Consider the following 11,900-nt stretch of genomic DNA (forward strand, 5'->3'; position numbering starts at 1 on the left):
AAAAGGATCGTAAAGCTGTTACAGACGCATAAAAAAACCCCCGTCTTTCGACGAGGGTTCAAATTTTGGTGGAGCTAAGCGGGATCGAACCGCTGACCTCTTGCATGCCATGCAAGCGCTCTCCCAGCTGAGCTATAGCCCCACATGTTACTTTACCTACCGCACTCTGTTGGGTTCAGAGTTTGGTGGAGCTAAGCGGGATCGAACCGCTGACCTCCTGCATGCCATGCAGGCGCTCTCCCAGCTGAGCTATAGCCCCGTCGTAAAGCTGTCATGTTGACGGGCGGCATAATATGAATTCCGCTGCTGAGTGTCAACGGCAAAATAAGCCTTTAACTTTCAACCGCCGAAAAATCAGTCAAATGAACCGTTTTGCGAGCCTGCTCGCAGCCAGTAGTTAAGCCTGTCACGTTTTCACGTAAAACGGTGCTATAAGATGAACCACTAAGTAACCACACGAATACTCAGGAAATTGCATGATCAAGGAACGAATGACGCCAGAAGAATTGGCCTTGCTCACTGGCTATAGCCGACAGACCATCAATAAATGGGTTCGTAAAGAGGGTTGGATTACATCGCCAAAACCAGGAGTTCAGGGCGGTAAGGCGCGTCTGGTACATGTGAATGAGAGAGTGCGGGAATTTATCCGCAGCGCACGTAAGGCTCCAGACACCGCTGAAATGCCGGAAAGCGGCGGCCAGGACGGCGCGCTTCGCACTTTACTTCTGACGCTGGCGAATGAAATGACGCCGGATGAGCAAAAGCAGATGACATCTCTGTTACTGCGGGAAGGGATTACCGGATTGTTGCAACGTTTAGGGATACGCGACCAGAACTGATATGAAAAGAATACGCAGTAAAATGACCACGGAAGAGCTGGCTGATAGCCTGGGGGTCGCAAGACAAACCGTGAACCGCTGGATACGCCAGAAAGGCTGGAAAACGGAAGGTATCAACGGCGTGAAAGGCGGCAGAGCGCGGCTTATACATATTGATGGTCGCGTGAAGGGGCATATCATGAGCCTTCCCGCCGTGCGTAACCGTCAGACGATGTACCAGCTGGCAGAAGCGCCCACGTTATACGGTCAACCGCCCACGTCGGGCCTGCTCCCGCAAATAATCGATTCGCTGGAAAATATGACGCAGGACGAGCAGGAACGTTTGCACGTTTTGCTGGCTCGCGAAGGCATTCATGGTTTTCTTGCGCGACTGGGCATCGCTGAATAGCAGGCATAAAAAACGGCAGTGTAAACTGCCGTTTTTTTAGCCAAAGCTCAATTACTGCTGGCTTTCACGCTCTGCAATAAAGCCCAGCGCTTTGTTAATACGCGCGACGCTGCGTGATTTACCGATAGCGTGGACGGTGACATCCAGCGCAGGAGACTGGCCCGCACCGGTTACCGCAACGCGCAGTGGCATACCGACTTTACCCATGCCGACTTCCAGCTCATCGGCGGTTGCCTGAATTGCGTGATGGATATTCTCAGCCGTCCAGTCGGTGATGGCAGCCAGTTTGTCACGTACCACTTCCAGCGGCTGACGAGCGACCGGGCGCAGGTGTTTCTTCGCCGCGTCGGCATCGAACTCGTCAAACTCTTCATAGAAATAGCGGCAGCTTTCCGCGATCTCTTTGAGGGTTTTGCAGCGCTCGCCCAGCAGCTTGACCAGATCCGCCAGCTCAGGGCCGGTACGGGTATCGATGTTCGCCTGCTCAATATGCCACTGCAGGTACGTTGCCACATATTCTGGCGGCATGGTGTTGATGTAGTGATGGTTCAGCCACAGCAGTTTGTCCGTGTTGAACGCGCTGGCAGACTTGCTCACGGAGTTAAGCGAGAACAGCTCGATCATCTCTTCACGGCTGAAGATCTCCTGGTCACCACTTGCCCAGCCCAGACGCACCAGATAGTTCAGCAGCGCTTCTGGCAGATAGCCATCATCGCGGTACTGCATAACGCTCACCGCGCCATGGCGTTTGGAGAGCTTTTTACCGTCATCACCGTTAATCATGGAGACGTGCGCATACACAGGCACAGGGGCATTCAGCGCTTTGAGGATGTTGATCTGGCGTGGAGTGTTGTTGATATGGTCTTCACCACGAATAACATGGGTGATTTCCATATCCCAGTCGTCAACCACAACGCAGAAGTTATAGGTCGGGGAGCCATCCGTACGGCGGATGATCAGGTCGTCCAGCTCCTGGTTGCTGAATTCAATCGGCCCGCGGATCTGGTCATCAAAGATAACAGAGCCGTCCTGCGGGTTAGCAAAACGCACCACGCACGGCTCGTCGGCAGCGTGTTCGCTATGGTCGTGACGGCAGCGGCCGTCATAACGTGGTTTTTCGCCATTGGCCATCTGCTCTTCGCGCAGCGCATCCAGACGTTCTTTGGAGCAGTAGCATTTATAGGCCGTGCCCGCCACGAGCATCTCGTCGATGACCGCGTTATAACGGTCAAAACGTTTGGTCTGGAAATACGGGCCTTCATCCCACTCCAGATTCAGCCAGTTCATCCCATCCATAATGGCTTCAATTGCTTCCGGCGTGGAGCGTTCGAGATCGGTGTCTTCAATACGCAGTACGAACTCGCCCTTGTTATGGCGTGCAAAAAGCCAGGAATAGAGCGCGGTACGTGCGCCACCGACGTGCAGATAGCCTGTCGGGCTTGGCGCGAAGCGGGTTTTGATTTTCATGAATTGGCCTTACGTTATAAAGGTGCCGGCATCCGGCGAATCCCGGGGGAAAAAACAATGGGCAATATTCTATCACTGTAGGGCGATTCCTCAATGTCGATCCCTGCATCAGGCTCGAGTTTACTGTTTTTGTTTAGAATTCAAGCTCCACAGCCCATTTTGCGATCGCTTTGTTTAAATTTACGACGAACGAATAAAAACTTTAGAAAAGGCGTTGACTCATTTTCAACTCTCCCTATAATGCGACTCCACACAGCGGGGGTGATTAGCTCAGTTGGTAGAGCATCTCCTTTACACGGAGGGGGTCGGCGGTTCGAGCCCGTCATCACCCACCATCTACTTCGGTAGGCTCGCAGTGTAGATAAGAATTGAGATTGGGCGATTAGCTCAGTTGGTAGAGCATCTCCTTTACACGGAGGGGGTCGGCGGTTCGAGCCCGTCATCGCCCACCATTCTCACCTTATCGCAGCAGTTCCGAAATGGGCGATTAGCTCAGTTGGTAGAGCATCTCCTTTACACGGAGGGGGTCGGCGGTTCGAGCCCGTCATCGCCCACCATTTCGGGTCGTTAGCTCAGTTGGTAGAGCAGTTGACTTTTAATCAATTGGTCGCAGGTTCGAATCCTGCACGACCCACCAATGTAAAAAGGCGCCCTAAAGGCGCCTTTTTGCTATCTGCGATTTTAATGATTCGAACCTGCAGCAGGTTAAGCCGAACGCAGTGAGGCAATCAGCGCTCCCCTAACCCTCTACGCCGTATAGCAATTTCCCTCAAGCTAATCCTTTTTTTGCCGATATCTCTGTTTTATGGCGCGAGGAAAAAGCATGACAACCATTCAGACATCAACTCCCTCTCTGCAAACCAGCAGCAGCGGCGGAAGCGGCAACTCAAGCAGTAACGATATCGCAGCTCAGATTAGCCGTATCACAGCAAAAATCGTCAAACTGACGCAGCAGTTAAAAGATATCCCTAACGGCAGCGGCAGTGTAGAAGATAAGAAAAAACAGCAGGATATCATTCAGTCGCAGATTAAGCTTTTGCAGACACAGCTGGCGCAACTTCAGCGTCAGCAGGCCGAAGAGGCGCAGCAAAAACATGAGCAGAAGCAGGCCCGCGTTGAAGGGGTAAATATTCCTTCAGACGATCGTCAGATTGACATCTATATCTGACGTTCCGGCGCGTGGAACAGCGGGTCGCGCGTGCGAGCCTCGGTTAGCTTCCGGGCCTGAATGCGCACCCCTTCCCAGACAGCCTGTGCCGCGCCCGACAACGAGCGGTTTTTACGACGCACCAGCATCAGTTGACGTTCAATACAGGGAACCAGTCGCTTCACCGTCAGACGGCTACCCTGCGGCAGGGGCAAGGCCAGCGCCGGTAGCACGCTGATGCCAATTCCCGCCTCCACCATCGGAAACAGCGTGGCAGGGTGCCCAATCTCCTGCACAATCTCCGCCTGCACGCCCTGCGCAATAAGCGCAGCATCAATCAGCGGACGGCTTCCCGAGGCGTAATCCTGCAAAACCAGGTTCGCGCCCTGCAGCGCCATCCAGTCAACGTGCGGCAGCAGAGCCAGCGGATCGTCGTCGCGGCACAGCAGCAGGAAAGGCTCTGAAAGCACAATCTCCGTCTCCAGATCGCTCACCTGCCCCGGATCGATAACGATACCGAAATCCACCTCCCCCTGACGTATGCTCTCAAGCACCCACTGCTGTGGACGGTCGTGAAGAACAAAATCTATGTCCGGGTAGCGGCGGTTGCTCTCGGCAATACATTGCGGAATGAGGTGAGCAGAGATGGTCTGGCTCGCCGCCACCCGCACGGTACCCGAAAGCTGCTGTCCGAGCCGCCCCACATCCCGCAATGTGCTGTTCAATTCATCCAGTAGCCGTTCCAGCCGCGTCGCCAGCTGTAGCCCGGCCTCGGTAAGCACGACTTCGCGCGTGGTGCGGTCGAGCAGCTTCACGCCGGTCTGGTTTTCCAGCTCTTTAACGCTGTGGCTAACGGCGGACTGGCTCAACCCAATCATCTCCCCTGCCCGGCTAAAACTTCGGGCATGGGCAACGGTGACAAAAATGCGTAGCTGGCGGAGTGAGTAATTCATCTGTTTTATTCATATATGGATGCAATAAATCAATTTTATTTCTCAAATCGAAAAAAGCACAATAGCCATATCTGCATTCAGGAGTCATTATGAAACTCTTTCGTATCCTTGATCCTTTTACGCTTACCCTCATCGTCACCGTTCTGCTGGCCTCGTTCTTTCCGGCACGCGGCGGATTCGTTCCCTTTTTTGAAGGGCTGACCACGGCGGCCATCGCCCTGCTGTTCTTTATGCACGGTGCAAAACTGTCGCGTGAAGCGATCATCGCAGGCGGCAGCCACTGGCGATTGCACCTGTGGGTGATGTGCAGCACCTTCATTCTCTTCCCCGTTCTCGGCGTCCTTTTTGCCTGGTGGGCACCGGTTAACGTCGACCCGGCGCTCTATACCGGCTTCCTGTATCTGTGCATTTTGCCCGCTACCGTGCAGTCCGCAATTGCGTTTACGTCGCTGGCAGGTGGTAACGTTGCGGCGGCGGTGTGTTCGGCTTCCGCCTCCAGCCTGTTGGGCATTTTTGTCTCGCCGCTGCTGGTCGGGCTGCTGATGAACATGCATGGCGCGGAAGGTAACCTGGAGCAGGTCGGGAAGATCTGTCTGCAGCTGCTCCTGCCGTTTGTGCTTGGGCACCTATCCCGTCCGTGGACGGCGAACTTCGTTACGAAGCACAAAAAGTGGATTTCAAAAACCGATCAGACGTCAATCCTGCTGGTGGTCTACTCCGCCTTCAGTGAAGCCGTGGTCAATGGCATCTGGCATAAAGTCGGTGCTGGCTCGCTGCTCTTCATCGTGGTGGTAAGCATTGTTCTGCTGGCGATAGTCATTGCAGTGAACGTGTTTGTGGCACGCAAATGCGGCTTCAACAAAGCCGATGAAATTACCATTGTCTTCTGCGGATCGAAAAAGAGCCTGGCGAACGGTATCCCGATGGCCAACATTCTTTTTCCAACTTCGATGATAGGGATGATGGTGCTGCCACTGATGATTTTCCATCAGATCCAGCTGATGGTCTGCGCGGTGCTGGCGCGTCGCTACAAGCGTCAGACAGAAAAGCAGGCGCAGGAAGAGACCCGCGCCGCGAAAGCTTAAGGGCGTTTCAGGGGCTGAACCAGCTGTGTCAGCCCCTCGGTTTTAACCAGTAACGTAATAGCCATAAGTTCGCCCAGCCGTCCGGCGGGAAACTCGTCCTCACGGGCAAACCACAGCAAATACTCTTCCGGCAAATCAATTAGCCTGCGGCCTTTATACTTGCCGAACGGCATCTCCGTGTTGGCGATGTCGATAAGCTGCTCTTTCTCCACGTTATTCTCCCAACAGGCGCAGCATTTCCGCCTCGTCGATTACCTCAATGCCCAGCTCCTGCGCTTTAGCAAGCTTCGAACCGGCGGCTTCCCCGGCGATCACCATGTCGGTTTTCTTCGATACGCTGCCCGCCACTTTTGCGCCCAACGCCACCAGACGCGCTTTCGCATCATCACGTGAAAGCTGGCTCAGGCTCCCTGTCAGGACCACCGTTTTACCGGCGAACGGGCTGTCTATTTCCTCGGCATTCACCACAACCGGCGCAGGCCAGCTGATCCCTTCGGCCAGCAGCTTGCCGATAACCTCGCGGTTGCTCTCTTCAGCAAAGAAGTTAAAGACATGCGTCGCGACCACAATTCCAACGTCCGGGACTTTTTGCAGTTCGTCGATACTGGCTTTCTCCAGCGCCTCCAGGGTACCGAAATACGCGGCCAGACCAGCGGCCGTAGCTTCGCCCACTTCACGAATACCCAGCGCATAAAGGAAACGGGCAAAGGTCGTCTTTTTGGCGGTTTCGAGGGCGTTCACCACATTTTGCGCCGACTTCGGCCCCATGCGATCAAGACCGGTCAGTTTACCCGCCGTCAGCTTAAACAGATCGGCTGGCGTATGGACGTACTCTTTTTCCACCAACTGATCGATGATTTTGTCGCCCATGCCGTCGACGTCCATGGCGCGGCGTGAAACGAAGTGCTTCAGCGACTCTTTGCGCTGGGCCCCGCAGATCAAGCCGCCGGTGCAGCGCGTTACGGCCTCACCTTCAACGCGTTCAACGTCCGAACCGCATACCGGACAATGTGAAGGGAACTCAATTGCACGGGTCTCGTCCGGGCGCTCTGACTCCACGACGTTCACCACCTGCGGGATCACATCACCCGCACGGCGAATCACCACCTTGTCGCCAATGCGCAGCCCCAGGCGCGCAATTTCATCGGCATTGTGCAGCGTCGCATTGCTGACGAGCACGCCAGCCACCTGCACCGGCTCAAGACGCGCCACCGGCGTGATCGCCCCGGTGCGCCCGACCTGAAACTCCACGTCGCGAACAAAGGTCATCTGCTCCTGCGCCGGGAATTTAAAGGCCACCGCCCAACGCGGCGCGCGTGCGACAAAGCCTAACTGCTCCTGTAACGCCAGCGAATTGACCTTAATCACCACGCCGTCGATGTCAAAGCCCAGGGTCGGACGATCTTCTTCCACCTTGTGGTAGAACGCCAGCACGGCCTCAGGGGAATCACAGAGCTGCACGCGGTTGCTTACCGGCAGCCCCCAGGCCTTGAACTGCAGCAAACGGCCCAGATGCGTATCAGGCAGTTCACCGCCCTCCAGAATGCCCACACCGTAGCAGAAGAACGTCAGCGGTCGCTTCGCGGTGATACGCGGATCAAGCTGGCGTAAGGAGCCCGCCGCCGCATTACGCGGGTTAGCAAACACTTTGCCGCCGGTCCGACGCGCCTCTTCGTTAATCTTTTCAAAGCCCGCCTGTGGCAGGAACACTTCCCCGCGCACTTCAAGACGCGCAGGAATGTTATCGCCGTGCAGCTTCAGCGGGATGGCGCGAATAGTACGAACGTTCGTGGTGATATCCTCACCCGTGGTGCCGTCGCCGCGGGTCGCCGCGCGCACCAGTATGCCGTTTTCATACAGAATGCTGACGGCCAGGCCGTCCAGCTTTAGCTCGCAGCACCAGCTCAGCGCATCGCTGCTTTTAAGCCGATCCTGCACGCGCTTGTTGAATGCCAGAAAACTCTCTTCATCAAAGACGTTATCCAGCGACAGCATAGGCACTTCATGACGCACCTGACTGAATGCACCCAGCGGCTCTGCACCGACGCGCTGCGTTGGGGAGTCCGGGGTAATGAGCTCGGGATGCTGCGCTTCTAATTCACGCAGCTCACGCATCAGGCGGTCATACTCCGCATCCGGCACTTCCGGCGCGTCCATAACGTGATAGAGATATTCATGATGGCGAAGCGTGGTTCGCAGTTCAGTGAGTTGTTGTTCGATTGAGTCCATATCGCACCATCAATGAGAAAAAACCCCCGACATGCGGGGGTTGAGGAGGTGGTGAAGTGAGCGCGTGTATTATGCGTTCGCTTCCTTAACGTCGCGGATGCGGTCCTGATACTCGCGCAGTTTTTGCGGCGTCATCATCCGACGCTGATCGTCAAGCACCACACCGCCCACTTCGTCGGCAATGTGCTGGGCAGACTGCAGCATCAGCTTAAAGTTTTGCAGCTCGTCACCGTAGGAAGGCACCTGCATAAAGATGGTGATCCCCGGCGTCACGAAATCCCCAGTCATTTCAGGATCAAAGGTGCCAGGATTCACCATATTGGCGAGGCTAAACAGCGCCGGGCCGCTGCCGTCCGGGCTTAGGTGGCGATGGAAGATGTTCATATCGCCAAACTTGAAGCCTGCCTGTTGAATGCTGTTGAGCAACACGTCACCGTTGAGGTGGCTACCGTGATGCGCGGCCACGTTCATGATGATGACCGTTTCCTTGCGCTGCGGTTTTTCAACGACCGGCTCTGGCTCAACAACCGGCTCTGGCTCAACGAGCGGTGCCGGAGCGGGCTGCACGGGTTCAGGCTGCGGTTGCGGCTGTTGCATCGGCTGCGGCTGCGGTTGTTGTACCGGTTGTTGTACCGGTTGCTGCACAGGCTGGTGAACAGGTTGCTGCTGCACCGGTTGTGGCGCGGCAGGCTGCTGCTGAACAGGCTGTTGCGGTTGACGCACCGGCTCCTGAACAGGCGGCTGCGCGGGCTGGCGCGGCTGGGCAGGGGCATACGGCGGTTGATACTGGTGCTGCGCAGGACGAGGGGCGTCATGCTCCCCATGCGCTACGCCGGGCGCAGTATTGACCCGATGAACACGAACTTCACCCACGCCGTCGTCGTCGCTTCCTACGATGTCGTCTTCACCGTCATCGTCTTCACGACTGGACTTCATGCGCTTCAGTGGGCGATCGCGAAACATAGAAGAGCGCTCTTTACGGCTGGTCCAGAAACCATGGACCAGTAAAGCGATTATGGCGATCGCGCCAACAATGATTAATATCAGACGCAAATCCTGCATCATTATATTCTCTGTTGTTCTAACACCTTGCCACCACGGCAAACATTTACTCACTAAGAGTATTTGCCGTTTACGTCAAGTGCAAGTGTATGCAGAGCATTCACAGCATAAAGATGCGCTAAAACGTGCTTTTTGCTGTTTTTTCGAACATTTCCGAACTGGTCATTGGCCCGCAACTGGATAATATAGGCGGGCAATTTCACTGGTTGTGTAAAAAGGAGTACAGCCTGGTTATGGTTTCAACATCGTCTTCTACGCCCCGCAGCGGCGTGTGGTATTTCTCTCAGGGCTGGAAACTGGTCTCCCTGCCGGGTATTCGCCGCTTTGTTATTCTGCCACTGCTGATCAACATCCTGCTGATGGGCGGCGCGTTCTGGTGGCTGTTCACGAAGCTGGAAAGCTGGATCCCCTCGCTGATGAGCTACGTGCCGGACTGGCTACAGTGGCTGAACTACCTGCTGTGGCCGGTTGCGGTTGTGTCCGTGCTGCTGGTGTTTGGCTATTTCTTCTCAACGATTGCCAACTGGATCGCCGCGCCGTTTAACGGCCTGCTGGCGGAACAGCTGGAAGCGCGACTGACCGGTGCGACACCGCCGGACACGGGCGTACTGGGCATCATGAAAGATGTGCCGCGCATCATGAAGCGCGAGTGGCAAAAGTTTGCATGGTACCTGCCGCGCGCGATTGTCCTGCTCATTCTCTATTTCGTGCCGGGCATCGGGCAGACGGTGGCCCCGGTGCTGTGGTTCCTGTTCAGCGCGTGGATGCTCGCCATCCAGTACTGCGACTACCCCTTCGATAACCATAAGGTGCCGTTCAAAGAGATGCGCACCGCCCTGCGAACGCAGAAGGTGGCCAACATGCAGTTCGGCGCGTTGACCAGCCTGTTCACCATGATCCCGTTCCTGAATCTGTTCATCATGCCGGTCGCTGTGTGCGGTGCCACCGCAATGTGGGTGGACTGCTACCGTGCTAAGCACGCGTTATGGAAATAATGCAAAAATGTGTAAAGAGGGAGTAGCTCATGCTCTCCCTTATTCCATACTGATCCCCATTATTTCCTTGCAGCATATAGATATGCGAATTCCTTACTTCCCCCTACCTGTACTACAGGTATGCTGGGTCGGTATCCCAATTTCATACAGTTAAGGACAGGCCATGAGTAAGATTTATGAAGACAACTCGCTGACTATCGGTCATACGCCCCTGGTTCGACTGAACCGTATCGGTAATGGACGCATCCTGGCGAAGGTCGAATCTCGTAACCCGAGCTTCAGCGTGAAATGCCGTATCGGTGCAAACATGATTTGGGATGCCGAAAAACGTGGCGTGCTGAAGCCTGGCGTTGAGCTGGTTGAGCCTACCAGCGGCAACACCGGTATTGCTCTGGCCTACGTGGCTGCCGCGCGCGGCTATAAGCTGACGCTGACCATGCCTGAAACCATGAGTATTGAACGTCGCAAGCTGCTGAAAGCGCTGGGTGCAAACCTGGTGCTGACCGAAGGCGCAAAAGGCATGAAAGGGGCCATCCAGAAAGCCGAAGAGATTGTGGCGAGCGACCCGGCCAAATACCTGCTGCTGCAGCAGTTCAGCAATCCGGCAAACCCGGAAATTCACGAGAAAACCACCGGCCCGGAAATCTGGGAAGATACCGACGGCCAGGTTGATGTATTCATCTCCGGCGTGGGTACCGGCGGCACCCTGACGGGCGTATCGCGCTATATTAAAGGCACCAAAGGCAAAAAAGATCTGATCACCGTGGCCGTGGAGCCAACCGACTCCCCGGTGATTGCTCAGGCGCTGGCGGGTGAAGAGCTGAAACCAGGCCCGCATAAAATCCAGGGCATTGGCGCGGGCTTCATTCCGGGTAACCTGGATCTGAAGCTGATCGACAAGGTTGTCGCTATTACTAACGAAGAGGCGATCTCCACCGCGCGTCGTCTGATGGACGAAGAAGGCATTCTGGCCGGTATCTCTTCAGGTGCGGCCGTCGCGGCGGCGCTCAAGCTTCAGGAAGATGAAACCTTTACCAATAAGAATATTGTGGTTATCCTGCCTTCCTCGGGTGAGCGTTACTTAAGTACTGCCCTGTTCGCCGATCTCTTTACTGAAAAAGAGCTGCAACAGTAATGCCAGCATGTTAAAAACGCGTAAAAAAGCACCTTTTCGGGTGCTTTTTTGTGGTCTGCTTCAAAGTTTTACCCCTCCTGGCATTGATTCACCCCGTCTGGTCTGGTATTTAAACCAGCAATTATTTTGAAGCGCGAAATTAATCATTCAACGAAATCGCCTTGCTGAATCGATTTTATGATTTGGTTCAAGTCTTGCTTTCACTGCATAATGTTTAATGACGGTAGAAACGTCAGCGCTAACAATACAGGCTAAAGTTAAGTCGCCAGGCTAGACTTTAGTTCCACAACACTAAACCTATAAGTTGGGGAAATACAATGTTCCAGCAAGAAGTTACCATTACCGCTCCGAACGGTCTGCATACCCGCCCTGCTGCTCAGTTTGTTAAAGAAGCGAAAGGCTTCACTTCTGAAATCACTGTGACTTCCAACGGCAAAAGCGCCAGCGCAAAAAGCCTGTTCAAACTGCAAACTCTGGGCCTGACTCAGGGTACCGTTGTGACCATCTCCGCAGAAGGCGAAGATGAGCAGAAAGCAGTTGAGCATCTGGTAAAACTGATGGCTGAGCTCGAGTAAGTTTACGGGTTCTTTTATATATCAG

At 54.9% G+C, this 11,900-nt stretch carries 12 protein-coding genes and 6 tRNA genes; 11 read left to right on the forward strand and 7 right to left on the reverse strand.

Annotated elements, in window-relative coordinates; translation table 11 throughout:
• Window positions 1–66 precede the first annotated feature (66 nt).
• Both FFS28_RS10055 and FFS28_RS10060 read right to left on the reverse strand, forming a co-directional pair.
• Window positions 67–142, reverse strand: a tRNA-Ala gene (locus FFS28_RS10055).
• A 41-nt stretch (window positions 143–183) separates the two neighbouring features.
• Window positions 184–259: transfer RNA gene (locus FFS28_RS10060), tRNA-Ala, on the reverse strand.
• A gap of 217 nt (window positions 260–476) precedes the next feature.
• Between FFS28_RS10060 and FFS28_RS10065 the strand changes: the two genes are divergently transcribed.
• Window positions 477–839: a YfeC-like transcriptional regulator gene (locus FFS28_RS10065; RefSeq protein WP_006176590.1), complete on the forward strand. Its 363-nt coding sequence runs from the start codon at window positions 477–479 to the stop codon at window positions 837–839.
• Between the two features lies 1 nt (window position 840).
• Window positions 841–1,227, forward strand: a complete 387-nt coding sequence (locus FFS28_RS10070) for a YfeC-like transcriptional regulator (protein WP_006176591.1) — start codon at window positions 841–843, stop codon at window positions 1,225–1,227.
• Between the two features lie 51 nt (window positions 1,228–1,278).
• Here FFS28_RS10070 and gltX read toward each other — a convergent pair whose 3' ends face one another.
• A complete protein-coding gene (gene gltX, locus FFS28_RS10075) occupies window positions 1,279–2,694 on the reverse strand; it encodes a glutamate--tRNA ligase (protein ID WP_137849460.1) in 1,416 nt (471 codons plus the stop codon).
• A 259-nt stretch (window positions 2,695–2,953) separates the two neighbouring features.
• Here gltX and FFS28_RS10080 point away from each other — a divergent pair.
• The 5 genes from FFS28_RS10080 to FFS28_RS10100 all read left to right on the forward strand — a co-directional run bounded on the left by FFS28_RS10080 (window position 2,954) and on the right by FFS28_RS10100 (window position 3,862).
• Window positions 2,954–3,029 (forward strand) — tRNA-Val (locus FFS28_RS10080).
• A gap of 41 nt (window positions 3,030–3,070) precedes the next feature.
• Window positions 3,071–3,146, forward strand: a tRNA-Val gene (locus tag FFS28_RS10085).
• Between the two features lie 29 nt (window positions 3,147–3,175).
• Window positions 3,176–3,251: transfer RNA gene (locus FFS28_RS10090), tRNA-Val, on the forward strand.
• A gap of 4 nt (window positions 3,252–3,255) precedes the next feature.
• Window positions 3,256–3,331 (forward strand) — tRNA-Lys (locus FFS28_RS10095).
• Window positions 3,332–3,517: 186 nt separating this feature from the next.
• Window positions 3,518–3,862, forward strand: a complete 345-nt coding sequence (locus tag FFS28_RS10100) for a FlxA-like family protein (RefSeq protein ID WP_137849461.1) — start codon at window positions 3,518–3,520, stop codon at window positions 3,860–3,862.
• Here the strand turns inward: FFS28_RS10100 and FFS28_RS10105 are convergent.
• Entirely contained in the window at window positions 3,853–4,794 is a 942-nt protein-coding gene (locus FFS28_RS10105; RefSeq protein WP_137849462.1) for a LysR family transcriptional regulator, read from the reverse strand. The two genes, FFS28_RS10100 and FFS28_RS10105, sit on opposite strands and share 10 nt — an antisense overlap.
• Before the next feature lie 89 nt (window positions 4,795–4,883).
• On the opposite strand from FFS28_RS10105, the gene FFS28_RS10110 reads away from it, so the two are divergent.
• Window positions 4,884–5,879, forward strand: coding sequence for a bile acid:sodium symporter family protein (locus FFS28_RS10110; protein WP_137849463.1), 996 nt, complete (start codon window positions 4,884–4,886; stop codon window positions 5,877–5,879).
• Here FFS28_RS10110 and FFS28_RS10115 read toward each other — a convergent pair.
• The 3 genes from FFS28_RS10115 to zipA form a co-directional block, all read right to left on the reverse strand.
• Window positions 5,876–6,091, reverse strand: a complete 216-nt coding sequence (locus FFS28_RS10115; protein WP_137849464.1) for a DUF3820 family protein — start codon at window positions 6,089–6,091, stop codon at window positions 5,876–5,878. The two genes, FFS28_RS10110 and FFS28_RS10115, sit on opposite strands and share 4 nt — an antisense overlap.
• A 1-nt stretch (window position 6,092) precedes the next feature.
• The gene (gene ligA / locus FFS28_RS10120) at window positions 6,093–8,108 is read right to left on the reverse strand and encodes an NAD-dependent DNA ligase LigA (RefSeq protein WP_137849465.1); all 2,016 of its coding nucleotides are present in this window, start codon (window positions 8,106–8,108) and stop codon (window positions 6,093–6,095) included.
• 69 nt (window positions 8,109–8,177) lie between these two features.
• Window positions 8,178–9,173 carry a cell division protein ZipA gene (gene zipA / locus FFS28_RS10125; RefSeq protein WP_137849466.1) on the reverse strand — a complete coding sequence of 332 codons (996 nt, stop codon included), beginning with the start codon at window positions 9,171–9,173 and terminating at the stop codon, window positions 8,178–8,180.
• A 230-nt stretch (window positions 9,174–9,403) separates the two neighbouring features.
• On the opposite strand from zipA, the gene cysZ reads away from it, so the two are divergent.
• From cysZ to ptsH, 3 genes are all read left to right on the forward strand, one after another.
• Window positions 9,404–10,165, forward strand: coding sequence for a sulfate transporter CysZ (cysZ, locus tag FFS28_RS10130; protein WP_042320621.1), 762 nt, complete (start codon window positions 9,404–9,406; stop codon window positions 10,163–10,165).
• A 163-nt stretch (window positions 10,166–10,328) separates the two neighbouring features.
• The gene (gene cysK, locus FFS28_RS10135) at window positions 10,329–11,300 is read left to right on the forward strand and encodes a cysteine synthase A (RefSeq protein WP_006176601.1); all 972 of its coding nucleotides are present in this window, start codon (window positions 10,329–10,331) and stop codon (window positions 11,298–11,300) included.
• Window positions 11,301–11,617: 317 nt separating this feature from the next.
• Complete coding sequence (gene ptsH / locus FFS28_RS10140) at window positions 11,618–11,875, forward strand: phosphocarrier protein Hpr (RefSeq protein WP_000487600.1); 258 nt, start codon at window positions 11,618–11,620, stop codon at window positions 11,873–11,875.
• Window positions 11,876–11,900 lie beyond the last annotated feature (25 nt).

Source organism: Enterobacter sp. 2VL (assembly GCF_005503595.1).
Lineage (GTDB): Bacteria > Pseudomonadota > Gammaproteobacteria > Enterobacterales > Enterobacteriaceae > Enterobacter > Enterobacter cancerogenus.